This window comes from Devosia sp. ZB163 (assembly GCF_028613635.1).
GTDB lineage: Bacteria > Pseudomonadota > Alphaproteobacteria > Rhizobiales > Devosiaceae > Devosia_A.
Map to the genome: position 1 here is coordinate 516,676 of NZ_JAQRMY010000001.1, position 21,588 is coordinate 538,263.

Annotated in this window: 24 protein-coding genes; 10 read left to right on the plus strand and 14 right to left on the minus strand. The window is 67.2% G+C overall.

Annotated features, from left to right (window positions below; genetic code table 11):
* Window positions 1-86 precede the first annotated feature (86 nt).
* The 4 genes from dnaJ to PRN20_RS02595 all read right to left on the minus strand — a co-directional run bounded on the left by dnaJ (window position 87) and on the right by PRN20_RS02595 (window position 5,211).
* On the minus strand, window positions 87-1,217 hold the full coding sequence (gene dnaJ / locus PRN20_RS02580) for a molecular chaperone DnaJ (protein ID WP_273955489.1): 1,131 nt from the start codon (window positions 1,215-1,217) through the stop codon (window positions 87-89).
* 164 nt (window positions 1,218-1,381) lie between these two features.
* Entirely contained in the window at window positions 1,382-2,413 is a 1,032-nt protein-coding gene (locus tag PRN20_RS02585; protein ID WP_273955490.1) for an alpha/beta hydrolase, read from the minus strand.
* Between the two features lie 282 nt (window positions 2,414-2,695).
* Window positions 2,696-4,603, minus strand: a complete 1,908-nt coding sequence (dnaK, locus tag PRN20_RS02590; RefSeq protein ID WP_273955491.1) for a molecular chaperone DnaK — start codon at window positions 4,601-4,603, stop codon at window positions 2,696-2,698.
* Between the two features lie 272 nt (window positions 4,604-4,875).
* Entirely contained in the window at window positions 4,876-5,211 is a 336-nt protein-coding gene (locus PRN20_RS02595) for a hypothetical protein (protein ID WP_273955492.1), read from the minus strand.
* Between the two features lie 196 nt (window positions 5,212-5,407).
* Here PRN20_RS02595 and PRN20_RS02600 point away from each other — a divergent pair, with 196 nt between their 5' ends.
* The 3 genes from PRN20_RS02600 to PRN20_RS02610 are packed head-to-tail and all read left to right on the plus strand — an operon-like array spanning window position 5,408 to window position 6,783.
* The gene (locus tag PRN20_RS02600; protein WP_273955493.1) at window positions 5,408-5,785 is read left to right on the plus strand and encodes a hypothetical protein; all 378 of its coding nucleotides are present in this window, start codon (window positions 5,408-5,410) and stop codon (window positions 5,783-5,785) included.
* A 14-nt stretch (window positions 5,786-5,799) separates the two neighbouring features.
* Window positions 5,800-6,432 (plus strand): bifunctional nicotinamidase/pyrazinamidase, encoded by a 633-nt coding sequence (gene pncA, locus PRN20_RS02605; protein ID WP_273955494.1) that lies wholly within the window; start codon window positions 5,800-5,802, stop codon window positions 6,430-6,432.
* A gap of 6 nt (window positions 6,433-6,438) precedes the next feature.
* Window positions 6,439-6,783, plus strand: coding sequence for a hypothetical protein (locus PRN20_RS02610; protein ID WP_273955495.1), 345 nt, complete (start codon window positions 6,439-6,441; stop codon window positions 6,781-6,783).
* On the opposite strand, the gene PRN20_RS02615 is transcribed toward PRN20_RS02610, so the two are convergent.
* From PRN20_RS02615 to PRN20_RS02625, 3 genes are read right to left on the minus strand one after another with little or no spacing between them, the layout of a single operon-like run.
* Window positions 6,780-8,141: a sensor histidine kinase gene (locus PRN20_RS02615; protein WP_273955496.1), complete on the minus strand. Its 1,362-nt coding sequence runs from the start codon at window positions 8,139-8,141 to the stop codon at window positions 6,780-6,782. The genes PRN20_RS02610 and PRN20_RS02615 overlap by 4 nt on opposite strands.
* Window positions 8,138-8,803 (minus strand): response regulator transcription factor, encoded by a 666-nt coding sequence (locus PRN20_RS02620; protein ID WP_273955497.1) that lies wholly within the window; start codon window positions 8,801-8,803, stop codon window positions 8,138-8,140. The genes PRN20_RS02615 and PRN20_RS02620 overlap by 4 nt, the downstream gene beginning before the upstream one ends.
* A 7-nt stretch (window positions 8,804-8,810) precedes the next feature.
* Window positions 8,811-9,317, minus strand: a complete 507-nt coding sequence (locus tag PRN20_RS02625) for a PepSY domain-containing protein (protein WP_273955498.1) — start codon at window positions 9,315-9,317, stop codon at window positions 8,811-8,813.
* A gap of 112 nt (window positions 9,318-9,429) precedes the next feature.
* Here PRN20_RS02625 and PRN20_RS02630 point away from each other — a divergent pair, with 112 nt between their 5' ends.
* Window positions 9,430-9,987: a hypothetical protein gene (locus tag PRN20_RS02630; protein ID WP_273955499.1), complete on the plus strand. Its 558-nt coding sequence runs from the start codon at window positions 9,430-9,432 to the stop codon at window positions 9,985-9,987.
* Window positions 9,988-10,107: 120 nt separating this feature from the next.
* Here PRN20_RS02630 and PRN20_RS02635 read toward each other — a convergent pair whose 3' ends face one another.
* Complete coding sequence (locus PRN20_RS02635; RefSeq protein WP_273955500.1) at window positions 10,108-10,746, minus strand: biotin transporter BioY; 639 nt, start codon at window positions 10,744-10,746, stop codon at window positions 10,108-10,110.
* Between the two features lie 66 nt (window positions 10,747-10,812).
* Here PRN20_RS02635 and PRN20_RS02640 point away from each other — a divergent pair, with 66 nt between their 5' ends.
* Window positions 10,813-11,736, plus strand: coding sequence for an MBL fold metallo-hydrolase (locus tag PRN20_RS02640; RefSeq protein ID WP_273955501.1), 924 nt, complete (start codon window positions 10,813-10,815; stop codon window positions 11,734-11,736).
* On the opposite strand, the gene PRN20_RS02645 is transcribed toward PRN20_RS02640, so the two are convergent.
* The 4 genes from PRN20_RS02645 to pdxH all read right to left on the minus strand — a co-directional run bounded on the left by PRN20_RS02645 (window position 11,733) and on the right by pdxH (window position 15,721).
* The gene (locus tag PRN20_RS02645) at window positions 11,733-12,548 is read right to left on the minus strand and encodes a DUF1499 domain-containing protein (RefSeq protein ID WP_273955502.1); all 816 of its coding nucleotides are present in this window, start codon (window positions 12,546-12,548) and stop codon (window positions 11,733-11,735) included. The genes PRN20_RS02640 and PRN20_RS02645 overlap by 4 nt on opposite strands.
* 129 nt (window positions 12,549-12,677) lie before the next feature.
* Window positions 12,678-13,796 (minus strand): M48 family metallopeptidase, encoded by a 1,119-nt coding sequence (locus PRN20_RS02650; protein WP_273955503.1) that lies wholly within the window; start codon window positions 13,794-13,796, stop codon window positions 12,678-12,680.
* The gene (locus tag PRN20_RS02655; RefSeq protein WP_273955504.1) at window positions 13,796-15,019 is read right to left on the minus strand and encodes a DUF898 family protein; all 1,224 of its coding nucleotides are present in this window, start codon (window positions 15,017-15,019) and stop codon (window positions 13,796-13,798) included. Before PRN20_RS02655 ends, PRN20_RS02650 begins: the two co-directional genes overlap by 1 nt.
* A 66-nt stretch (window positions 15,020-15,085) precedes the next feature.
* Window positions 15,086-15,721, minus strand: coding sequence for a pyridoxamine 5'-phosphate oxidase (gene pdxH, locus PRN20_RS02660; RefSeq protein ID WP_273955505.1), 636 nt, complete (start codon window positions 15,719-15,721; stop codon window positions 15,086-15,088).
* 164 nt (window positions 15,722-15,885) lie between these two features.
* On the opposite strand from pdxH, the gene PRN20_RS02665 reads away from it, so the two are divergent.
* Window positions 15,886-16,842: a DnaJ C-terminal domain-containing protein gene (locus tag PRN20_RS02665; RefSeq protein WP_273955506.1), complete on the plus strand. Its 957-nt coding sequence runs from the start codon at window positions 15,886-15,888 to the stop codon at window positions 16,840-16,842.
* Here PRN20_RS02665 and PRN20_RS02670 read toward each other — a convergent pair.
* Entirely contained in the window at window positions 16,839-17,768 is a 930-nt protein-coding gene (locus PRN20_RS02670; RefSeq protein WP_273955507.1) for an L-threonylcarbamoyladenylate synthase, read from the minus strand. The genes PRN20_RS02665 and PRN20_RS02670 overlap by 4 nt on opposite strands.
* Before the next feature lie 67 nt (window positions 17,769-17,835).
* Between PRN20_RS02670 and PRN20_RS02675 the strand changes: the two genes are divergently transcribed.
* The 4 genes from PRN20_RS02675 (at window position 17,836) to PRN20_RS02690 (ending at window position 20,484) form a co-directional block, all read left to right on the plus strand.
* Complete coding sequence (locus PRN20_RS02675) at window positions 17,836-18,765, plus strand: histone deacetylase family protein (RefSeq protein ID WP_273955508.1); 930 nt, start codon at window positions 17,836-17,838, stop codon at window positions 18,763-18,765.
* Window positions 18,766-18,794: 29 nt separating this feature from the next.
* Window positions 18,795-19,046 carry an exodeoxyribonuclease VII small subunit gene (locus tag PRN20_RS02680; protein ID WP_273955509.1) on the plus strand — a complete coding sequence of 84 codons (252 nt, stop codon included), beginning with the start codon at window positions 18,795-18,797 and terminating at the stop codon, window positions 19,044-19,046.
* A 95-nt stretch (window positions 19,047-19,141) separates the two neighbouring features.
* A complete protein-coding gene (locus PRN20_RS02685; protein WP_273955510.1) occupies window positions 19,142-19,747 on the plus strand; it encodes an SCO family protein in 606 nt (201 codons plus the stop codon).
* A complete protein-coding gene (locus PRN20_RS02690; RefSeq protein ID WP_273955511.1) occupies window positions 19,744-20,484 on the plus strand; it encodes a TlyA family RNA methyltransferase in 741 nt (246 codons plus the stop codon). The genes PRN20_RS02685 and PRN20_RS02690 overlap by 4 nt, the downstream gene beginning before the upstream one ends.
* Here the strand turns inward: PRN20_RS02690 and aroC are convergent.
* The gene (gene aroC, locus PRN20_RS02695; RefSeq protein WP_273955512.1) at window positions 20,478-21,584 is read right to left on the minus strand and encodes a chorismate synthase; all 1,107 of its coding nucleotides are present in this window, start codon (window positions 21,582-21,584) and stop codon (window positions 20,478-20,480) included. The two genes, PRN20_RS02690 and aroC, sit on opposite strands and share 7 nt — an antisense overlap.
* Between the last annotated feature and the right edge of the window lie 4 nt (window positions 21,585-21,588).

A 21,588-nucleotide genomic window follows, 5' to 3' on the forward strand; every position in this document is an offset into this window, starting at 1 on the left:
GTGGAAGAACCCCTCATCCGGCACTGCGCGCCATCCTCTCCCCGGCGGGGAGAAGAATGCGGATGGCCCGGCGGCGGGCCCTCGCCCTAGTTCTCGAAGATGCTCTTCAGCTTGGCGAAGAAGCCCTCGCTGGTCGGCGAGTTCTCGCGGGTCGATTCGCGTTCGAACTCCTCGAGCAGCTCGCGCTGGCGCTTGCTGAGGTTCTGCGGCGTCTCGACGTCGAGCTGGACGTAAAGGTCGCCGAAATCCTTCGAACGAAGGATCGGCATGCCCTTGCCCTTGAGCCGCACGCGCTGGCCGGGCTGGGTGCCCGAGGAGACCTTCACGCGGGCCCGCGATGCATCGAGCGTCGGCACCTCGAACTCGCCGCCCAGTGCCGCCGTGGTCATGGCGATGGGGACGCGCGCGTAGAGGTCGGCGCCGTCGCGCTGGAACAGGTCGTGCGGCTTGATCGAGATGAAGATGTAGAGATCGCCCGGCGGTCCGCCGCGCAACCCTGCCTCGCCTTCGTTGGCGAGCCGGATGCGGGTGCCGTCCTCGATCCCCTTGGGGATATCGACGCTCAGCGTGCGGTTCTGCTGGCGGCGACCCTGGCCGCCGCAATCGGTGCAGGCCTGCTCGAGGATCTGGCCGCGACCGTTACAGATGGGGCAGGTGCGCTCGATGGTGAAAAAGCCCTGCGCCGCGCGCACCTTGCCCTGGCCATTGCAGTGCCGGCAGGTCGACATTCCGGTGCCGGGCTTGGCGCCAGAGCCCTCGCAGGTGTCGCAGGCGGCGAGCGTGGGCACGTCGATATCGACGGTGCGGCCGGTGAAGGCCTCCTCGAGGCTGATCTCGAGGTTGTAGCGCAGGTCCGAGCCGCGCAGGCGTGACTGGCCGCTGCGGCCGCGGCCACCGCCGCCCATGAAGTCGCCGAAGATGTCCTCGAAGATATCGGACATCGACGAGGTGAATTCCGGCCCGAAGCCGCCCGGGCCGCGGCCCCCGCCATTCTCGAACGCCGCATGCCCGAACCGGTCGTAGGCCGCGCGCTTCTGGGGGTCCTTCAGCGTGTCGTAGGCTTCGGAGATTTCCTTGAACTTGTGCTCGGCATCGGCATTGCCCGGATTGCGGTCCGGGTGGAACTGCATGGCAAGCTTACGGTAGGCGCCTTTCAGCACCGCTTCGTCGGCACCCTTAGGTACGCCGAGCACTTCATAAAAGTCGCGTTTGGCCAATCCGTCTCGATCCCAGCTGCCCAGTGCCCAATCCAGGCATTCCGGCTAGATAAGTACTGTTCCGCGCTCTTACCATAGGTTGAGATCGCTTCAATCCTACCGAACGGTGCAGGTTCGGGAAGTATGGTGGTGTTGCTTATCCACCGCGGCAGCCCGCAATGCGGTCAACCGCCGAAGGCAGCTATCAGATTCCGGCTCAGCTGGCCGTGCGCGAACATGGCTTTGTTGACCACCCGATAGAGTCCAAAAAAACCGTGGGTCACGCCTTCGTAGCGCGTTTCGTCGACCCAGACGCCCGAGCGGCGCATGGCATCGGCCAGCGCTTCGCCCTCCGAGCGGAGCGGATCGGCATCGGCGAGGATGATCGTCGCCGGCGGCAGGCCGTCGAGATCGAGGCGGCCGGCAACGTTCATGCGCACGTCATGGGCCTCGTCCTTCTTGCGGAAGAGCTTGCGCGCCGCCCATTCGAGCGCCGCTGTCGAATAGGGGAAGGTCGCCTTGTTCTCGAGATGCGAGGGCAGGTCGAACAGCATGGCCGCCATCGGCGTCACCAGCCCCAGGTGGAGCGGCATGGCCTGCCCCTCGAGCTTGGCGCGCAGCGCGACATTGACGGCAAGATTGGCGCCCGAGCCCTCCCCGACAAGCGCGGCCCGCTTCGGATCGCCGCCCAGCGCCGCGGCATGCTCGTTGAGCCACGTCCAGGCCGCCCAGGCGTCCTCGTGCGCCGCGGGAAAACGATGCTCCGGCGCCTTCCGGTAGTGGGCCGAGACCACGAGGGCCCCGGTTCGCGCGGCAAGCGCCCGCGGGGTCGCGTCATACTGGTCGACGTCGCCGAGGACGAAGCCGCCGCCGTGGAAATAGAGGATCATCGGTCGCGGACCGACGATGATGTCGTTCTGCGGCAGGTAAATGCGGGCCCTGAGGTCGCCGGTATGCCCGTCGATGAGCCGCATCTCCATGCTGACGCCCATGTCGTCGATCTGGTCGCGCAGGATCCGGCGCAGCGCCATGTCGAGGGTCGGCAGCGCCCGCGCTTCGGGCGAGTTGCAGACTTCGATGCGCTTGCCGCCCATCGATTCGAGCACCGTCAGGACATGCCGCATGTCGGCGTCCAGCCGATCGGCAGGCAGCTCTGCTGGCGCCGCCGCGTGCGGTTCGCTGTTCTGCGCAAACCGCCTCACCTCTACCGATGACATTCAATATCCTTCTAAGAAGCCGCCGCCCCAAACGGCGGACCTGATGGCCTCAGAGGTCCGCCGCCGCCCCTGCCGGGTGCACGCCGTTACCAGCGAATCCCAAGCATCCCCTCAGCGCGATCAGCTTTAGCGTCCGATGTGAAGAGAGTTGGGCGGAGCTGTGGCGGGATTGCGGAAGCTGGGGATGCTGCACCGGCGTCCGGCGGGAAGGGGCGGCACTGGTGCCAAAAAGCAAAGGGCCCGGGATCGCTCCCGGGCCCTGTTCGATTCGTCCGAACCGGATCAGGCCGACCGCTTGTCGTCCTTGACCTCTTCGAACTCGGCGTCGACGACGTCGTCGTCGGCCGGCTGGTCGCCGCCCTCGGCCTTGGCTTCCGCCTCGGCCTGGCTGGCCTTGTACATGGCCTCGCCGAGCTTCATGGAGGCCTCGGCCAGCGCCGCGGACTTCTCCTTGATGACCTCGGCCTCATCGCCGTCGATCACGCCGCGCAGGTCCGCAATCGCGGTCTCGATGGCGGCCTTCTCCTCGGCGCTGACCTTGTCGCCATAGTCCTTGAGCGACTTCTCGGTCGAGTGGATCAGCGATTCGGCTTGGTTCTTGGCCTCGACCGCCTCGCGCTTCTTCTTGTCCGCCTCGGCATTGGCCTCGGCTTCCTTGACCATGCGCTCGATATCGGCGTCCGACAGGCCACCCGAGGCCTGGATGCGGATCTGCTGCTCCTTGCCGGTGCCCTTGTCCTTGGCGTGGACGTTGACGATGCCGTTGGCGTCGATGTCGAACGTCACTTCGATCTGCGGCACGCCGCGCGGGGCCGGCGGGATGCCGGCGAGGTCGAAGTTGCCCAGCAGCTTGTTGTTGGCTGCCATCTCGCGCTCGCCCTGGAACACGCGGATGGTCACAGCGCTCTGGTTGTCCTCGGCGGTCGAGAAGACCTGGCTCTTCTTGGTCGGGATCGTGGTGTTGCGGTCGATCAGGCGGGTGAACACGCCACCCAGCGTCTCGATGCCGAGCGACAGCGGGGTGACGTCGAGCAGCAGCACGTCCTTGACGTCGCCCTGCAGCACGCCGGCCTGGATGGCGGCGCCCATGGCCACGACTTCATCGGGGTTCACGCCCTTGTGGGGCTCCTTGCCGAAGAAGTTCTTCACCGTCTCGGCGACCTTGGGCATGCGGGTCATGCCGCCGACGAGAACGACCTCGTCGATCTGCGCGGCGGTGACGCCGGCATCCTTGAGGGCCTGGCGGCAGGGCTCGACCGTCCGCTGGATCAGGTCGTCGACCAGCGATTCGAGCTTGGCGCGGGTGAGCTTCAGCGTCAGGTGCTTGGGACCCGAGGCGTCGGCCGTGATGAAGGGCAGGTTGATCTCGGTCTGGGTGGCGCTCGAAAGCTCGATCTTGGCCTTCTCGGCCGCTTCCTTCAGGCGCTGCAGGGCGAGCTTGTCGCTCCTGAGGTCGATGCCCTGATCCTTCTTGAACTCGTCGGCGAGATAGTCGACGAGGCGCATGTCGAAGTCTTCGCCGCCGAGGAAGGTGTCGCCATTGGTCGACTTCACCTCGAACACGCCGTCGCCGATCTCGAGCACGGAAATGTCGAACGTGCCGCCACCAAGGTCATAGACCGCGATGGTGCCGGTGTTCTTCTTGTCGAGGCCGTAGGCGAGCGCAGCCGCCGTCGGCTCGTTGATGATGCGCAGCACCTCGAGACCGGCGATCTTGCCGGCGTCCTTGGTGGCCTGACGCTGGGAATCGTTGAAATAGGCGGGAACGGTGATGACCGCCTGGGTGACGTTCTCGCCCAGGTACGACTCGGCCGTTTCCTTCATCTTGGTGAGGATCATCGCCGAAATCTCGGACGGCGAGTACTTCTTGCCGTCGACCTCGACCCAGGCGTCGCCATTGTCGCCGTTGACGATCTTGAAGGGGACCAGCCCCTTGTCCTTCTCGACCATGGGGTCGTTGTAGCGGCGGCCGATCAGGCGCTTGACCGCGAACAGCGTGCCTTCCGGATTGGTCACCGCCTGGCGCTTGGCCGGCTGGCCGACGAGCCGCTCGCCGTCCTTGGTGAATGCAACCATGGAGGGCGTGGTGCGTGCGCCTTCCGCGTTCTCGATGACCTTGGGCGTGCTGCCGTCCATGACCGCAACGCAGCTGTTTGTCGTACCGAGGTCGATACCGATGACTTTACCCATACCTACTGCCTCTTTCCTGGCGAACCCGTTTGAAACCCCTCACGGCAGTTTCTCAAAGTCCCTCGCGGGGTTCGGGCTCCCTCACTGAAATTGACCCGTCGCCGGGCCTTGAGCGCTATATAGGAGGGGTGATTTGGGCCTGCAAGCGCCGTGCTCGTACAAAGTCACGAAGGCGCGAGGCTGGTGTCACCGGGACAGGGCCCGGACTGGACCGGCGGCGCGGGCATGGACCCATGGCGCCACCGGAAGACTTGCCTGTCAGGCAGGCCGGATCACTGCGCGTTGGACAGCGTGTATTCGCCCAGTTCGCACAGGTCGATGCCCTTCTCGATGAACTCGGAATCGTCCTCGAGGATGAATTTCATGTCGTAGACGCACTGCTCGCGGCCATCGCCGATCGTGATGCTCACATAGTTGCCGGCCGGCAGGTAATTCTCGCCGAACACGTCCTCTTCCCAGGTGTCGATATCTGCCGGCGAGGTGAAGAAGGCCTTCACCGCATAGGACGAACTGTTGGTCAGAACGAATTCCAGGTCCTCGGCCAGCGCGACGCCGGGCAAGGCGAGGAGAAGAGCGGCGGCGACGCCACCCACGAACAGATGCTTCACATAAGCCCCCAAAAAAACGCGCCGCTTCTGCGACGCTGAACGGTTCGATAGCATTTTAGGCGCATAAGCCTCAAAGGCCGCATCGTCGCGTGGTTAGAGAAACGTTCTGAAGGCGCGGCCCCCCGCGTGGCCGCTTGTCCGTCAGGCGCGCCGTATGGTCTAAGGAGCGCTCGTTGCCGACCGAAGGAACGCGACCATGCTGAGGTTCCTCGCACTCTTGCCGGCCGTCCTGGCCCTGACGCTCGTACCGCTCGCGGCCTATGCCCAGGAGGTGCCGGCGGAAGCGCAGATGGACCTGTGGTGCGGCACCGCCTTCGAGCTCATGACGCGCGATGCTCCGCCTGACGCCACGGCCGGCAAACTCGCGTCCGCCGAGATATTCGCCGATGGCGGCAAGCGCCTGATCGATCGCGCCATCCCTATCTTCCTCGAGGCCGGCTACTCCGACCAGGCCCTCGCCGACTACCGCTCCCGCCTCGAAGACTCCGTCGGCCGCGTCGTCAATGGCTCCGCCCGGGCCCATGAGGACGCCGCCTTTTCATTTCAGGATTGTTCGGCCTTGATCGGCCAGTGAAAGACAGACCCGTTATGGCCTTTACCCCCCGCTCCGAAGACCTGCTGCTCGTGGTCGACCTGCAGCACGATTTCCTGCCCGGCGGACAACTCGCTGTCGCCGGCGGGGACGAGATCATCATTCCGATCAACCGGCTGGGCCGCCGCTTCGAGAACGTCGTCATGACGCAGGACTGGCATCCGCCGGGCCACATCTCGTTCGCCTCGAGCCATGCCGGCGCCAAGCCCTTCGACATCATGGGATTGCCCTATGGCCCGCAGGTGCTCTGGCCGGATCACTGCGTCTGGGAGACCCACGGCGCTCAGTTCTCGCCGGATATCGAACTGCCGCACAACCAGCTGGTGATCCGCAAGGGCCATCACGACGTGGTCGATTCCTATTCCGGATTCCGGGAGGCCGACCGCAAGACGAGGACCGGTCTCGAAGGCTACCTCAAGGAGCGCGGCATCAAGCGGCTCTTCATTGCCGGCCTCGCCACCGACTTCTGCGTGAACTGGACCGCCGTTGACGCGCGGGCGGCGGGCTTCGAGACTTACGTCATCGAGGACGCCTGCCGGGCCATCGATACATCGGGCTCGCTCGCCCAGGCCTGGGCCGATATGAATGCTGCAGGGGTCAAGCGAATCGTGGCGGGGGACATCGCCTGAGGAGCCATGCTGAAGGTTGCACTGGGGCTATTGCTGGGCGTGCTTGCCACCACGGCTGTCGCCGAGGAGATCTCGGCGGCGACTGACCGCCTGCTCTGGTGCGGCAGCGCCTTCTACTGGCTCTCCACTGACGCCTATGATTCGGGCGACACCGTCGAGGGCGACCAGTACGAGGCCTGGTCCAATGACCTGGGCGCCCGTGCCGACATGATGCTCGAATCGGAAGGCAAGGGCGAGGACGAGATCGGCACCATCCGCGAGGATTACGACACCCGCGTCGTTGCCGAGATGGGCCAGCCCGGAGCCAAGTACGACGTGACGACCTGTCCCGACCTGGTGGCCGCACCCTAGGCGAGCGGCAGTCGCACGATGGCCTCGAGACCGCCCTCCGGGGCGCGGCCGAACCGGACGCTGCCGGCATTGAGCGCCACCACTTCGAGCGCAATGGCGAGGCCGAGGCCGGACCCGCGGCGACTTTCGTCGTGGCGCAGGCCCCGTTCGCCGAGCCGGGCGGCCTGATCATCGGGCAGGCCCGGGCCGTCGTCGGCGATCCTGAGCTCGGCGTACGCCCCGGCCACCACTGCCTCGACAGTGACCGCGGACCTGCCCCACTTGGCGGCATTCTCGAGAATGACCCCGACCAGCTCCATGAGGTCGTGGCGGTCGATATCGACCTTGAGTTCGGGCGCGACGTCGATGCGCCAGTCGAGCTCCTCGCCCTCCTGCGTCCGGCTCAGCACCGCGACGGTGCGGTCCACCGCCTCGTTGAGCGAGGCGGAGAGCTGGTGCGCACGGGTCCGCATGCGCAGCCGTGACAGGCGGAGCTGGTACTCGACCCGGTCGTCCATCTCGCCGACGATTTCGTCCACCTCGTTGCCGGCCGCCGCTTCACCGGTCGCTTTCATCTCGGCCGCGAGATTGCGCAGCACCGAGAGCGGCGTCTTGAGGCCGTGGGCGAGGTCGGCGGCGCGGGCACGGGCGAACTCCATCGATTTCTGCTGCTGCTCGAGCAGGGCATTCACCTCGCCCACCAGCGGCAGCACTTCGGCGGGATAGTGCGAGGCGAGCCTCTGGGTCGCGCCGCGGCGGACTGCGCCGATGCCCTCGCGCACGCTCTCGAGCGGCTTGAGGCCAAGCCGGACCTGCAGCCAGGCCGCCAGGATCAGCGCCACGCCGAGGACCGCAAGCGCCACCAGCAGGTCGCCCCCGAACTTGCGGATCGATTCGTCCAGCAGGGCCCGGTCCTCGGCCAGCGTGACGCGGAACCGCTTCGGCGTGCCGCCGGCGGAAGCGCTAAAACTTACCTCGCGCACCATCGCCGACAGCGATTGCCCGCCCGGTCCGGCGATCGTCGAGAAGCGCTCCACCCCGCCCGGGGCGGCAGCGTTGCGTGTGTCGAGCACATGGTCCCACAGCGAACGCGAGCGCCAGGACTCGAGCGTCGCCACGTCCTCGATCTGCCAATAGGCGCCGGAAAGCGGCGTGTCGTAGTGCGGGTCGGGCAAGGGGCCGGGCTCGACCGGCTCGGCGGCCGCCGGATCGATCTGCGCCACCAGCCGGTTGAGGCTCGCCGTCAGCTCCTCACGCATCGAGCGCTCGACATTGGCGGTGAACATCCAGCCGATGGCGATACCGGCGACGACGAGGGCGAGGACGATCCAGAGGGCCGCGCCGCCCAGGAGCCTGAGGCGCAGCGAACGCGACCTCATTCCTCCAGCATTCCCATGTAGTAGCCGAAGCCGCGCCGCGTCTTGATGATGTCGTTGCCGAGGCGCTTGCGCACCCGCCCCACCAGCACCTCGACGGAGTTGGATTCGCGCTCGAAGTCCTGCGCATAGAGATGCTCGGTGATCTCGAGCTGCGACACGACGCGGCCGCGCTGGTGCGCCAGATAGGCGAACAGGCGGTATTCCTGGGGCGTGAGGTTGACCGGCACGCCGTCCCGGCTCACCTGCATGGCCCGGGTGTCGAGCACGAGGTCGTCGACCTCGACGCGCGAGGAAGCAAAGCCGCTCGAGCGCCGGACGATGGCGCGGACGCGCGCCACCACTTCCTCGACGCGGAAGGGCTTGACCACATAGTCGTCGGCGCCCGCCTCGATGCCCTCGACACGCTCCTCCCAGTGCCCGCGCGCGGTGAGGATCAGCACCGGGCCGGTGCGCCCGGCCTTGCGCCAGCGCTTGAGAATGGTGAGGCCATCGAGCGTGGGCAGCCCAAGGTCGAGGATGATGGCGTCGAAATCCTCGGTATCGCCGCGGTGCCAGACGTCCTCGCCGTCGGCCTCGATCTCGGCGACGAACCCCGCGGCCTTGAGGGCTGCGGCAAGCGCTTCGGCGATCCGGCGGTCGTCTTCGGCGACAAGTACGCGCATGGTGCGATCAGTTGCCTACGGGGAGCCCTGAGCGAGCATAGAAGTAGAGCTCGCTCACGTCACCCGCCTTGCCCAGCACCTTGACCTCGTAGAGCAGCACATCCTGCACCGCGATCAGCCGGGCATCGATGATGTCGCCATCGGTGAGCAGCCTGGCGCGCAGGAGAATGTCCTCGAGCGGCAGCGCCCGGCCCCGCCTGACAGCCTCCGAGGCCTGTTTCTGGCCCAGCGCCAGGGTGTCGGCGCCCTCGCCCAGGTCGAAGTCGAGCCTGCCGCCGGAGCCGCCTCCCAGGTTGAGATCGAGTCCGAGACCTCTGTCACTGTCACCATCGCCGCCCACGTTCACGTCGAGCCCGGTGGCGCTCTCGCCGCCGATGTTGAGGTTGACGCCGGCGCCGTCGTCCCCGCCCAGCTCGAGGCCGAGTCCCAGCCCCTGCGCGGCGGCCGGCGAGGTGGCGGCGAGTGAGAGAAAGAGCGCAAGTGGCGCCAGGCGATACGAAATCAGGCGGAACATGCGGGCGTTCCTAGCGCAGCGCGGCTGACCGTTTGCTGACAGCGTCCTCACCGGCATGTCAGCCCGGCGGCGCCAAACTCCGATTCGCATGAACTGCAAAGGAGCCATAGTCATGAGAACCCAAACCCTCGCTGCAGCGCTTGCCTGCCTCACGGCGCTGTCCGCGCCCGCCCAGGCGCTCGACCTCGGCCTCGGTGCTTCCATCGGTGTCGGCGCATCCACGTCCGCGGAAGGAAGTGGCCTCTCGCTTGGCGTCGGCGCCGACCTCTCGGCGGGTGCCAGCATGGGGGCCGCCAGCCCTTCGGACACCGTTAGCACGTCCGCTTCGCTCACTGCCAATGCTTCGGCCGATGCGTCCTTAACCGCCGATGACGAGCTTGGGCAGATCATCGCGCTGATCGACGCTAGCGTGTGGACCACGAAAAGCCTCTCCGGCGTCACCGCCACCGATGCGACCGCCTATGATGTGGCCGCCTGGATCGATTCCGGCAACCAGGCTGCCTTCGACCTGGCGCTCAGCGCCAATGCCGATGAAATCGAGGACCTGCAGGCCGCCGTGGCGGCCAACCAGTCGCTCGAGAGCTGGCTCGAAGCCAACAACGCGACGGCGGAAGACGTGATTGCGATCGGCGTCACCGCCGACGGCTCGCTCGCGGTGTTCACGAACTAACAACCAGCAGCCCCCGACACAACTGGCGCGGCTCTCGCTTCCGGCCGCGCCACTTTCTTGCCTGCCAAAGCGAAAGGGCCGGTCGAGGACCGGCCCTTTGCGCATCTGTCGTTCGGACCGTCAGGCCTTCTTGGGCAGGATCTTCCAGATGCCGACGATCGAGAGCGCCGCGAAGCCCATCTTGAGGATGTCCCACACGATGAACGGGGCAACGGCGCCGTTCCAGGCCGTGGCGATGAGGTTGGTCGCATCGAGCCAGGACGGCAGCGCCGCCCCGGTCTGCATGATCACGTTGGCGACCACCAGCAGCCAGGTGAAGCCGAAGGCGAAGGCCACCGCATCGCCAAGGAGCATCGCGCCGAAAAGCAGCACGATTCGGCGCGAGGCGCCCATGTCGGCGGCGCGGCCGATGATGTAGGCCATCGGCAGGTAGCCGAGGATGAAGCCGAAGGACGGGCGCAGGATGTAGTCGAGGCCGCCGCCCGTGGCGAAGACCGGCAGGCCCGCAAGGCCCTGGGCGATATAGAGCGCCACGGTCGCGACGCCGATGCGCCAGCCGAACCCGGCAGCGAGGGCGGCGACGGCGAGGGTCGTCAGCGTCACGGGCACCGGCATGACCGGTACGCTGACCTTGGCCGACAGCGCCAGGACCAGCGAGCCCAGCACCACGGTGACGATGTTGAGGGCGAGGCGCGCCGACTGCGACTTGGGCGAAAGCACGCCGAGAACCGTGTTTGGCGTGGTGAGCGTCAAGGCCATTGCCAATCCTTCAGCAAGAGGAGATTTTCCAGGGCCCTTTACTATTCGGTCGCTTCGGAGAGCGCAATGGCTGCCCCGCCGCCGGTACTGCGCTTCAACACCGAGTTCGAGGCCCGGACGGGACTGCCGGTCGAGCTTGCCCCGGGGCTCGTCCGTGTCACTGCGCCCAATGCCGGCCCCTACACCTTCAAGGGCACCAACAGCTTCCTCGTTGGCACCGACAGCGTCGCCGTGGTCGATCCGGGGCCGGAGGACGAAACCCACCTCGAGGCGCTCCTCGCCGCCATAGCCGGCCGACCGGTCGAAGCCATCATCCTGACCCATACCCATCGCGACCACACAGCCCTCGTGCCGGCGCTGAAGGCGGCCACCGGTGCGCCGGTCTGGTCGGGCGGCAAGCATCGGCTGAGCCGGCCGGCGCGCCTGTTCGAGATCAACCCGGTCGGCACCGACAGCGACTTCCGCCTCGAGCCCGACCGCGTGCTCGTCGACGGCGAACGCCTGATGGTCGGCGGGGTGCCGGTCGAGGTCGTCGCGACCCCCGGGCACTGCGCCAACCATCTCGCCTTCGGCCTCGAGGGGACATCCCTGCTGCTCACGGGCGACCACATCATGGGGTGGAACTCGACGCTGGTCTCGGTCCCCGACGGCTCGATGGCCGACTATCTGCGCTCGCTCGAAAGGGTAATCGGGCTCGGCTACACCCGCTATGTGCCGGCACATGGCGGCCTGATCGAGAACGGGCCCGACTATGCCAGCGCGCTCCTCGCGCACCGGCAGGAGCGCAACCGGCAGGTGATCGAGGCCGTCGGGCTCGGGGCGCGCAAGGTCGGCGACCTGCTCAAGCCCATCTATCCCGATCTGCCCCAGCCCCTTCACGGTGCGGCGCTGATGACGCTGCAGGCCCACGCCGAGTATCTCGCCGATCGCGGGCTCATCGGGGCCACCTACGGCGTCATGGGGATGAGGCTGTTTCCCTCGAACCCCTAGTCGTCATCCTCGTCCGCTGCCGGGGTCGGCGGGGTTTCGCTGTCGGCCGGGGCGGCCGTCTGCGGCGTGTCGCGCAGGGTGAGGGTGATCTTCTGGTCGAGTGCGAGCAGGAATTCCTCGACGCGCCGCCCGTTCTCGCCGAAATCGTGGCCCCCGCTCAGCGGCACCGAGCGCATGTCGATGACCGAGCCCTGCGAAGTGCCGGTCACGCGAATCGCCACCTCGTCGCGCCACCCCAGCAGCGACACGGCGATGGCATTGAGCTGGCCGGAATCGAGGGCCGTGGGCGGGGCCCGGCGCATCCGCACCTCCCAGCCGCGCGCCGTCACGAGGTCGGCGACGATTGTGAACATGTCGGTCGCGTCCACCGGATAGGAGCGCGTACGGGCATTGGGGAAGGTGGCGGCGGTCTTCTCGCGCAGTGCCGCACTGGTGGGGGCGACGCGGATGGGCGAGGACAGCGTCAGCGGGTCGAAGATGTCCGTGCTGACCTCGTTGACGAGGGGATAGCGCGCAGCTTCGGTGGCCAGCCAGGCGAAGGGCAGCAGGCACAGCCCGCCGAAGACGAGACCCCACACGGCCCGCCCCCAGCCGCGGTCGCCCGTGATCCACAGGCGAACGAAGGCGCCGAGCGCCAGGATCACCGCCAGCGTCGCAAGGCCCGCGGCCACGGCCTCGATCACGGCGAAATCGCCCGACGAAACCATCTGCGCCCGGTGCATGAACACCGGGATGATGGTCAGGGGGACCGCGAGGCTCCCCAGTCGGCGGGCCCAGATCGCCCATTTCGAAGTGCGGATAAGGATACGCATTGCAGCCCGATTTCACTCGGCACTAGCCATAACCATGCCGGGGCCCTTCACGCAAAGCCAGCGCGAAGAAAGCTGTTAGGAGCGTGGCGGGATCCCGGTGAGGGCCGGCTCGGCTTCACGGGCAAACGGTCAACTGAACCGGTCGCACATCAGCTTGATCGCGGTCCACTCCTCGTCGCCGAAGGCGCGCAACCCCGGCGGCGGCTTGGGGAGCTGTTCGAGCGCCACCCGCCGTTCCACCGTCAGCGGGTGGGTGCTGAACACCTGGAAGAACCGTCCGGCCTCGTTGTCGCCGGCGACCCGCTCTATCAGCGTCGCGAGCGCAGCCGGGTCGAAGCCGTATCGCGCCCCGACAGCGCCGGCGAAGGCATCGGCCTCGTGCTCGGCTTCACGTGAGAAACGGGTGTCGATGAGGGCCGCCCCGAGGCCGCCGGCGACCGATAGCCCGGTCATGTCGCCCAGCACGAACCCGACGAGGAGGCCCGTGGCGGAGGTGGAGATCAGCCCGTCGAGGCCGTGCCGATGGTGGACATGGCCGAGCTCGTGCGCCAGCACCCCGGCGAACTCGTCCGCGGTTTCGGTCTGCTCGAGCAGCGCCGAGAAATAGTAGCTGTGCCCTCCGGGCAGTGCGAAGGCATTGGGAATGTACGCGGCGACGACCTTGACGTCGGGGGTGAAGGGTGACCCGGCGTCGGCGAGGACTGTCCTCGCGAAGCGATCGATCGCTCGGTTGGCGAGGCTATCAGGATCTTCGTCGCAGAATGTGACCTGTCCCTGGTAGCCGATGATCTGGTCGATCTGTGCAAGCGTCGCCTCGCCCAGCTGCGACTCCCATTCCGGCGGTATGGACGGAACGAGGGCACGGGCGAGAAGCGGTATGCCGAAGACGTAGGCGGCAACCAGGGAGAAGAGCGCGCCCGATGCGATGCCGATGAGCCGGCGTTGCTCGCGTCGTTCGTTCGCCTGCTGGTTCTTCAGCGCTGGCAGGAGCTTTCGGGTTGCCTCGACCAGCGGCGCTCCCGTCAGGCTGAGCCGTGCGCCATCGGGGCGGCCTCTGGCGCCCAGCCGCAGCCGGTTGGCGAGGCCGTGGACCTCGAACACGTCGTCGATCGGCCAGCGGTCGATCACGTCATGCGTTTGGCCATCGGCGATGATGATCGCGGGCGTAGCGGTGTCCCGGGTGATGGCGAAGGTGACGTCCCTCGCTGCGGAAACCCTGCCGTCATGGTAGCGGGCCAGCGGATTCATCAGAACGCCCCCACATTGAGCGCGTCGGCGAAACCTTCGCCGAGCGTCGACCTGTCCTCATCGATGGCGCGGACATCGCCGAGGCTCTCGACATTGACGATCCAGGATCCGCCCGCAACGAGCTTCCACCAGCCGAAATCGAGGATGGTTTCGCTGAGGAGCGAGAAGGCTCCGACGGTAAGGACGTACCCGCCCACAACGAGTGCGGCGCTGGCCCAGCCGTTCGTCGAAATTGACCTGATACCGGCCAGGGTGCCCTCGGCGCCTCCCGCGACAGCCAGTATGGCCGAGCCCGCAAACCACGCCACGATCACCAGCAGCAGCCAGACGAGGCCAAACGCGAGGTGCTGCCCGAACAGGGAGCGGGCCTTGATCGTGGTCTCGACGCGCGCCGGGCCGAGCCGGATTGCCGAGAACATGCGTGTCGCTTCCCGCGAGCGCCAATAGACGAGGGCCAGGCCGCCCAGGACGATCACCGCGACCGGTGCCAGCGCGAACACCCGCAGGTTGCCCGTCACGCCCAGTCCGACTACCAGTCCGACTGAAACGGCCACCACCGCGTACGCGCGGTAAAAGGGCCCGGCAATTGTCCTCCACGTGCCCTCGAAACTGACCTGCCGGTCGCCGAACCAGGTGTTCGCGTAGCGGTAACGCCAAAGGCTGGCCGACATGAACGGATAGGCCAGCCCGAGCGTGACCACGACGAGCAGGGACCACAGGAACCTGCGGGTCGCATATGCGACCGCGCTGCCCTTCTGGTCGAAACGGATGCCGCGCCAGAGCGTTCGCGACAGGCGGAAGTCCCGGCCGCGATACTGCGCGTAGCCGACGAAGAACCACAGGCAGCCGAGCACGACAACATAGCCGATCGCGCCGATTACTCCCGCGAACAAGGAGAGGACAAACAAGGCTATGTAGGCTGGAAGAAAGAACGCGATGGCAAGCAGGAAGCCGACCAGCAACTGCCGGGCCGTTCCTGTGTATTCGAGCGGGTCACCATCAATGACGGTGTGGCTCCAGTAGAACCTGCGCTTGAACGTCGTAACCCAGAAGCGATAGACGCCGAGCGTGGGCAGCATCAGCAGGTAACCGCCGAACAGCCGACCGAAGAACTCATCGCGCGGCCCGGTAAAAGTCACCGGTGCCGCGGCGGAATCGTTTAACCCGGCTGCCATTTTGCCCCCACCGCAGCGCCACTCCCTGCGTGAGGATTGCATGGTCATGCAATATCTACAATAGAGATCGAATCAGTTGGTGCGGCGGAAAGTATTCCTGCCGGCGAAGCAAGCTTACGGGTAGAGGCGCTGCCGCTTCCATTGCCCGTTGGGCAGGGTGCGGGTGAAGCGGACGCGGTCGTGGAGGCGGTTGGCGCCGTCCTTCCAGAATTCCATGACCTCGGGAACGAGCCGGAAGCCCGACCAGTAGGGCGGGCGCTGCACCGGTTCGTCCTCGCCGAAGCTCTTCTTCAGGGTCTCGACGCGCTCGAGCAGCGTGTAGCGGTTGGCCAGCGGGCGCGACTGCTTGCTGGCATGCGCGCCGATCTGGCTCAGCCGTGCACGGGTCGCGAAATAGGCGTCGGCCTCGCCATCGGGCACGATCTCGACCGGGCCGCGGACGCGGATCTGCCGGCGCAGCGACTTCCAGTGCATGACGAAGGCGGCCTTGGGGTTGGCGAGCAGTTCGCGCGCCTTGTCGCTCTCGAAATTGGTGAAGAAGCAATAGCCGCGCGCGTCGCGGGCATTGAGCAGCACCATGCGCACGTCGGGCATGCCGTTCTCGTCGACGGTGGCGAGAGCCATGGCGTGGGGGTCGTTCGGCTCGCTCTCCTGGGCCAGCGTGAACCACTCCTCGAACAGCGAGCAGGGATCGATCGGCGCGGTGTCGGAATCGTCGAACAGGCGCTCGGTCAAAGTCGTCGACGTCATGCTAACCCCCTCAAGCCCGACGGGAAACTTGCCGACCCTTGCGGTTCGGTCCCGTGGTGACTCTCTGCTGGCGCACCGATCTGGACAAGGCCCGGGCGCGTCGCCATATAGGATGTGGCAGGGGGCGAAAGCAAATCCCAACCCGCGCCAACCAAAAGGAACCGATGCGCGATCCCTATACCGTGCTCGGGGTGCCGAGGTCCGTCACCGACAAGGACCTGAAGTCCGCCTATCGCAAGCTCGCCAAGGCGCATCACCCCGACCAGAACCAGGACGATCCGAAGGCTCACGCGAAATTCGCGGAGATTTCGTCTGCCTATGACTTTCTCACCGACAAGGAGAAGCGTGCGAGCTACGACCGCGGCGAGATCGACGCCGACGGCAACCCACGCTTTGCGGGCTTCAACCGCACCAGTGGCGGCCGTGCCGGCGCAGGTGCGGCCGGCGCCGGAGGCTTCTCAGCCGAAGACATCCTCAAGGAATTCATGTCGGGCTTTGGCGGCCAGCAGCCGCGCGGCGGCGGCCGCGGCGCCGGCAGCCAGAGCTGGGACCCCTTCACCGGTGGCGGCGCATCGAGCGGCGGCTATTCGAGCCGCACCACGAGCTTTGCCGGCGAAGACCTCAATGCCACGGCGACCGTGACGCTGGAGGAAGCCCATACGGCGGCCAGCGTGCCGCTGCGCATGCCGACCGGCAAGACGCTCAACGTCAAGCTGCCCAAGGATGTCGAGGAAGGCCAGCAGATCCGCCTCAAGGGCCAGGGCAACGCCTCGCCCATGGGCGGCCCGCCCGGCGACGCCATCGTCACCGTCAAGTTCGAGCGCCACAAGCAGTTCCGCCGCGAAGGCAGCGACCTCCGGGTCGACGTGCCGATCACGCTCTATGAGGCTGTGCTTGGCGGCAAGGTCCGCGTCCCCACGCTTGATGGTTCGGCCGAGCTCAACCTGCCGGCTTCGGTCAATACGACCAAGGCGCTGCGCCTCAAGGGCAAGGGCCTCCACGGCAAGGGCGACCTCTATGTGACGCTGCGGATCGTCCTGCCCGAGACCGGCGACCCCGACCTCGAGAGCCTGATGCGCTTCTGGCGCGACCAGAAACCCTACAAGGTGCGGGACAACTAATCCCGCGGCGCCGCCGCCCGCTTCAGCCGGTCGTTGATCGCCTCGCCCAGTCCCAGGTTGGGGATTGGCGCGACGGCGATGCGGCTCGCGGTTTCGTCGAGCTGGTGCAGCATGGAAAAGAGATTCCGCGCGGCTTCGCGCAAATCGCCCGTCGGCGAGAGGTTGGGCCCGTCCCAGCCGGGGCCGAAGCCCAGATAGGTCTCGCCGTCACCGGGCCTGTCGGCGTCGAGCCGCAGCGTGGCATTGGGCGCGTAGTGGCTCGCCAGCATGCCCGGCGCCGCGACCTTGGCATCATGCGCCGCGATGGCGACCGGCCTGCCGAGCGCAGCCTCGATTTCCTCGCGCGGCAGCGCGCCGGCCCGGAGCTGGACCACGGCATCGCTGTCGACCGAGAGAATGGTGGATTCCACCCCCGAATGCGACGGCCCGCCGTCGAGCACCGGTACCGCTCCGGCAAAACCGCGCTCGACCTGTGCGGCCGTGGTGGGCGAGAGCTTGCCCGAGCGGTTGGCCGAGGGCGCGGCGAGCGGGCGTCCGGCGACGCGGATCAACTCGAGTGCCAGCGGGTGGTCCGGGATGCGGATGCCGACCGTGTCGAGCCCGGCGGTGACGATATCGGAGAGCCCGGCCTCCGCCCGCCGCGGCAGCACGAGCGTCAGCGGGCCCGGCCAGAAGCGGGCGAGCGCGCGGGCCACGGGGCCGATTTCCACCAGCTGTTCGGCCATGCCGAGATCGGCGACATGTACGATCAGCGGGTTGAAGCGCGGCCGGCCCTTGGTCTCGTAGATCTTGAGCACGGCATCCGAGTTCGTCGCGTCCGCACCCAGCCCGTAGACCGTCTCCGTGGGGAAGGCGACGAGCTCGCCGGCGCGAAGGCGGGCGGCGAGGGCGGGGAGGTCGGCAGGGGAATGGACGGCGCTGGCCATGGCGCGAGGTTTGACAAGCTCGCTGGCGCAACGTCAAGCTGGCTTTGCAGCGACAGTTCCCCGGATCATGGCCACCCTTCTCCTCTCCCAACGCAATTTCGAGAGCCACGTCACTCCTGCGGGCCATCCGGAGAGATCCGAACGGATACGCGCCGTCGAGCAGGCACTGAGCCGCGAGCGGTTCAGCGGGCTGATCCGGCGCGATGCTCCGTCGGCCGACCTGAGCCTCGCCGAGCTGGTGCACGACAAGGACTACCTGGGCATCCTGACCCGCGCCCGCCCGGCCGAGGGGATCGGACGGATCGACGAGGACACTTTCATCTCCTCGCGCTCGCTCGAGGCGGCGGCGACCGCGTTGGGCGCGGGCCTCGCGGGCCTCGAGGCCGTGGCGCTGGGCGAGGCGAGGAACGCGTTCTGCGCCGTGCGGCCACCGGGCCACCATGCCGAGATCGACCGGCCGATGGGCTTCTGCCTCGTGAACACGATCGCCGTGGTTGCGCGCGAGGCGCAGCGCAAGTTCGGCGCCGAGCGGGTGGCGATCGTCGACTTCGATGTCCACCACGGCAACGGCACCGAGGACATCTTCAAGGACGATCCGACGGTCTTCTACGCCTCGAGCCACCAGATGCCGCTCTATCCCGGCACCGGCTCGCCGAGCTTCACCGGCGTCGGCAACATCGTGAACGTCGCGCTCGCCGCCGGCTCCGGCACCGAGGCTATGCGCGAGGCCTATGACGGCCACATCCTGCCCGCCCTCGAGGCCTTCCACCCCGATATCCTGCTCGTCTCCGCCGGCTTCGATGCCGACTACCGGGACCCTCTCGCCGGGCTCAACTGGCGGCCCGAGGATTTCGCCTGGGTCACCGGCCGCCTCATGGAAGTCGCCGACCGGGTCTGCGACGGCCGCATCGTCTCGATGCTCGAAGGGGGATACGACCGAGAGGGCCTCGCAACGGGCGTCGCCGCGCATGTTGAAATGTTGATGGGCGCGGGCTAGCAACGGGGCCGAATACGAGGAGCCGCGAAATGGCCGATTCCCCCGCCGAGGACGACATCAAGACGATGAGCTTCGAGGCCGCGTTGCGCGAGCTCGAGACCATCGTCGGCAAGCTCGAGAGCGGCCAGGCGCCGCTCGCCGAGTCGATTGCCATCTACGAGCGCGGCGAGGCGCTGAAGCGGCACTGCGAGGCGCTGCTGAAGCAGGCCGAGATGCGCATCGAGAAGATCACCCTGCGCAACGGCCAGCCGACCGGGACCGAGCCGCTCGATCCGCAGTAGCGGCCGTTTCAACCCTTGGTGACTGCGACAACGCTGCGCGCACCTGCGATGCCGCGGGGCGGTATAAGCGGCACCAAGTTCGGGGACCTCTCACCATGGCCGACACCTCTTCCTCTCCCGCGCTCGCGCGCTTCCGCATCATCCTGTGGACGCTGGTCGTCCTCGCTGCGCTCGGGGCGACCGCGCTCTTCGTCTTCCGTCCGCCCACGGCGCCGCTGGCGGTGACGGGCAAACCCTTCGCGCTCGAGTCGACCGGGGGCGGGACCTTCACCGAGGCCAGCCTCAAGGGCACGCCGAGCCTCGTCTTCTTCGGCTACACCCACTGCCCCGATGTCTGCCCCACGACACTCGCCGAATCGGCGGTCTGGAAGGATGAGCTCGGTCTTTCGCCCGAGCAGCTCCGCATCATCTTCGTCACCGTCGATCCCAAGCGCGACACCAAGGAAGTCCTCGCCGACTACCTGAGCTCGTTCCCGGGCACGATCGGCCTCGTCGGCAACGACCAGCAGACGGCCGATGCCAAGGCCTCGTTCGGCGTGGCGTCGGAAACGACCGAGCCGGACGCCGACGGCTACTATCTCGTCAACCACACCGCGAGCGTGTTCCTGATCAACAAGGACGGCCAGTTCGAAGGCACCATCGCCTATGGCGAGCCCAAGGATACCGCCGTGGCCAAGATCAGGAAGCTGCTCGCGTCGTGAGCCGCACCCGGCTCGACCAGGAGCTGGAGGCCCGCGGGCTCCTGCCCAGCCGGGCCCGCGCCCGCGACGCCATCCTGCGCGGCACGGTGACCGTCAACGGCGCCGTCGCCAGCAAGCCGAACCAGCAGGTCGGCCCCGGCGATGTGATCGTGCTCGACGATCCCGCTGCCCGCTACGTCTCGCGCGCGGCGCTGAAGCTGGTGGCCGGCCTCGACGCGGGCAGCATCGATCCCGGTGGCAAGATTTGTCTCGACCTCGGTTCCTCGACCGGTGGTTTCACCCAGGTGCTGCTCGGACGCGGCGCCATCAGGGTCTATGCCGTCGACGTCGGACACGACCAGCTGCACGACACCGTGAAGGCTGACCCGCGCGTCGTTTCACTCGAGGGCGTCAACGGTCGCGACCTGACACCCGGGTTGATCCCCGACCCCGTGGCGCTGATCGTCTCCGATGTCAGCTTCGTCTCGATCCTCAAGGTCATCGACCCGGTACTGGCGCTGGCGGCGCCGGGGGCTGAGGCCGTGCTTCTCATCAAGCCGCAGTTCGAGGTGGGCCGCGACCATATCGGCAAAGGCGGCATCGTGACCGACGAGGCGGCTGTCGCGGCCGCGGTCACCCGGATCGTGGATCACCTGGCGGCAGCCGGCTGGGCCCACCGCTTCAGCGTTCCCTCACCCATTGCCGGTGGCGATGGCAACCACGAGATCGTCGCCGGCTTCCGCCGCTCCGCTCAGTAGCCGATCCCGCCTTCGCGCCCGGTCTGGCCGCGGTGGCGCAGGAAATGATCCGCGAGAACCAGGGCCATCATCGCCTCGCCGATCGGCACGGCGCGGATGCCGACGCACGGGTCGTGCCGGCCCTTGGTGATGACTTCGGTGTTCTCGTTGTGCGTCGTCACCGTCTCGCGCGGCGTGATGATCGACGAGGTCGGCTTCACCGCGAAGCGCACGACGATCGGATCGCCGTTCGAGATGCCGCCGAGGATTCCGCCGGCATGGTTGGACTTGAAGGTCGGCCCGCTATTGCCGGCGCGCATCTCGTCGGCATTCTCGGTGCCGGTCAGCGCCGCCGCCGCCATGCCTTCGCCGATCTCGACGCCCTTGACCGCATTGATCGACATCATCGCCGAGGCGAGGTCCGCACTGAGCTTGCCGTAGATCGGCGCGCCCCAGCCAGGCGGCACGCCTTCGGCCACCACCTCGATGATGGCGCCGACGGAGTTGCCGTCCTTGCGGATGCCGTCGAGATAGACCTCCCATTCTCTGGCCGCGACCGGATCGGCGCAGAAGAACGGGTTCTGGTCCACCTGGTCCCAGTCGAAGCGGGAATAGTCGATCTTGTGCGGGCCGACCTGGACGAGGCTCGCACGCACCCTGACGTTCGGGATCACCAGCCGCGCTACCGCACCGGCCGCCACCCGTGCCGCCGTCTCGCGCGCCGAGGCGCGGCCCGAGCCCTTGTAGTCGCGGATGCCGTATTTCTGGTGGTAGGTGAAATCGGCGTGCCCCGGCCGGTACTTGTCCTTGATCTCGGAATAGTCCTTGGAGCGCTGGTCGGTGTTCTCGATCATCAGCGAGATCGGCGTGCCGGTGGTCTTCACCAGCCCGTCGCGCTCGTCCTCGAACGTGCCGGAGAGAATCTGGACCTGGTCGTCCTCGCGCCGCTGCGTGGTGAAGCGCGACTGGCCGGGCTTGCGCCGGTCGAGATCGCGCTGGATCACCTCGGGCGAAATCGGGATGCCCGGCGGGCAGCCATCGACCACGACGCCGAGCGCCGGCCCATGGCTTTCGCCCCAGGTGGTGAAACGGAAGAGGTGGCCGAAACTGTTGAAGCTCATTGAC

What these genes read in the sequence shown, in the direction of transcription:
- pncA (WP_273955494.1), top strand. Translation starts at nt 5,800, where the DNA reads ATGGCCTTTACCCCCCGCTCCGAAGACCTGCTGCTCGTGGTCGACCTG.
- PRN20_RS02610 (WP_273955495.1), top strand. Translation starts at nt 6,439, where the DNA reads ATGCTGAAGGTTGCACTGGGGCTATTGCTGGGCGTGCTTGCCACCACG.
- PRN20_RS02670 (WP_273955507.1), bottom strand. Translation starts at nt 17,768, where the DNA reads ATGGCCAGCGCCGTCCATTCCCCTGCCGACCTCCCCGCCCTCGCCGCC.
- PRN20_RS02625 (WP_273955498.1), bottom strand. Translation starts at nt 9,317, where the DNA reads ATGTTCCGCCTGATTTCGTATCGCCTGGCGCCACTTGCGCTCTTTCTC.
- dnaK (WP_273955491.1), bottom strand. Translation starts at nt 4,603, where the DNA reads ATGGGTAAAGTCATCGGTATCGACCTCGGTACGACAAACAGCTGCGTT.
- PRN20_RS02620 (WP_273955497.1), bottom strand. Translation starts at nt 8,803, where the DNA reads ATGCGCGTACTTGTCGCCGAAGACGACCGCCGGATCGCCGAAGCGCTT.
- PRN20_RS02640 (WP_273955501.1), top strand. Translation starts at nt 10,813, where the DNA reads ATGGCTGCCCCGCCGCCGGTACTGCGCTTCAACACCGAGTTCGAGGCC.
- PRN20_RS02615 (WP_273955496.1), bottom strand. Translation starts at nt 8,141, where the DNA reads ATGAGGTCGCGTTCGCTGCGCCTCAGGCTCCTGGGCGGCGCGGCCCTC.
- PRN20_RS02665 (WP_273955506.1), top strand. Translation starts at nt 15,886, where the DNA reads ATGCGCGATCCCTATACCGTGCTCGGGGTGCCGAGGTCCGTCACCGAC.
- PRN20_RS02645 (WP_273955502.1), bottom strand. Translation starts at nt 12,548, where the DNA reads ATGCGTATCCTTATCCGCACTTCGAAATGGGCGATCTGGGCCCGCCGA.
- PRN20_RS02630 (WP_273955499.1), top strand. Translation starts at nt 9,430, where the DNA reads ATGAGAACCCAAACCCTCGCTGCAGCGCTTGCCTGCCTCACGGCGCTG.
- aroC (WP_273955512.1), bottom strand. Translation starts at nt 21,584, where the DNA reads ATGAGCTTCAACAGTTTCGGCCACCTCTTCCGTTTCACCACCTGGGGC.
- PRN20_RS02655 (WP_273955504.1), bottom strand. Translation starts at nt 15,019, where the DNA reads ATGACCATGCAATCCTCACGCAGGGAGTGGCGCTGCGGTGGGGGCAAA.
- PRN20_RS02680 (WP_273955509.1), top strand. Translation starts at nt 18,795, where the DNA reads ATGGCCGATTCCCCCGCCGAGGACGACATCAAGACGATGAGCTTCGAG.
- PRN20_RS02685 (WP_273955510.1), top strand. Translation starts at nt 19,142, where the DNA reads ATGGCCGACACCTCTTCCTCTCCCGCGCTCGCGCGCTTCCGCATCATC.
- pdxH (WP_273955505.1), bottom strand. Translation starts at nt 15,721, where the DNA reads ATGACGTCGACGACTTTGACCGAGCGCCTGTTCGACGATTCCGACACC.
- PRN20_RS02585 (WP_273955490.1), bottom strand. Translation starts at nt 2,413, where the DNA reads ATGTCATCGGTAGAGGTGAGGCGGTTTGCGCAGAACAGCGAACCGCAC.
- PRN20_RS02675 (WP_273955508.1), top strand. Translation starts at nt 17,836, where the DNA reads ATGGCCACCCTTCTCCTCTCCCAACGCAATTTCGAGAGCCACGTCACT.
- PRN20_RS02600 (WP_273955493.1), top strand. Translation starts at nt 5,408, where the DNA reads ATGCTGAGGTTCCTCGCACTCTTGCCGGCCGTCCTGGCCCTGACGCTC.
- PRN20_RS02650 (WP_273955503.1), bottom strand. Translation starts at nt 13,796, where the DNA reads ATGAATCCGCTGGCCCGCTACCATGACGGCAGGGTTTCCGCAGCGAGG.
- PRN20_RS02635 (WP_273955500.1), bottom strand. Translation starts at nt 10,746, where the DNA reads ATGGCCTTGACGCTCACCACGCCAAACACGGTTCTCGGCGTGCTTTCG.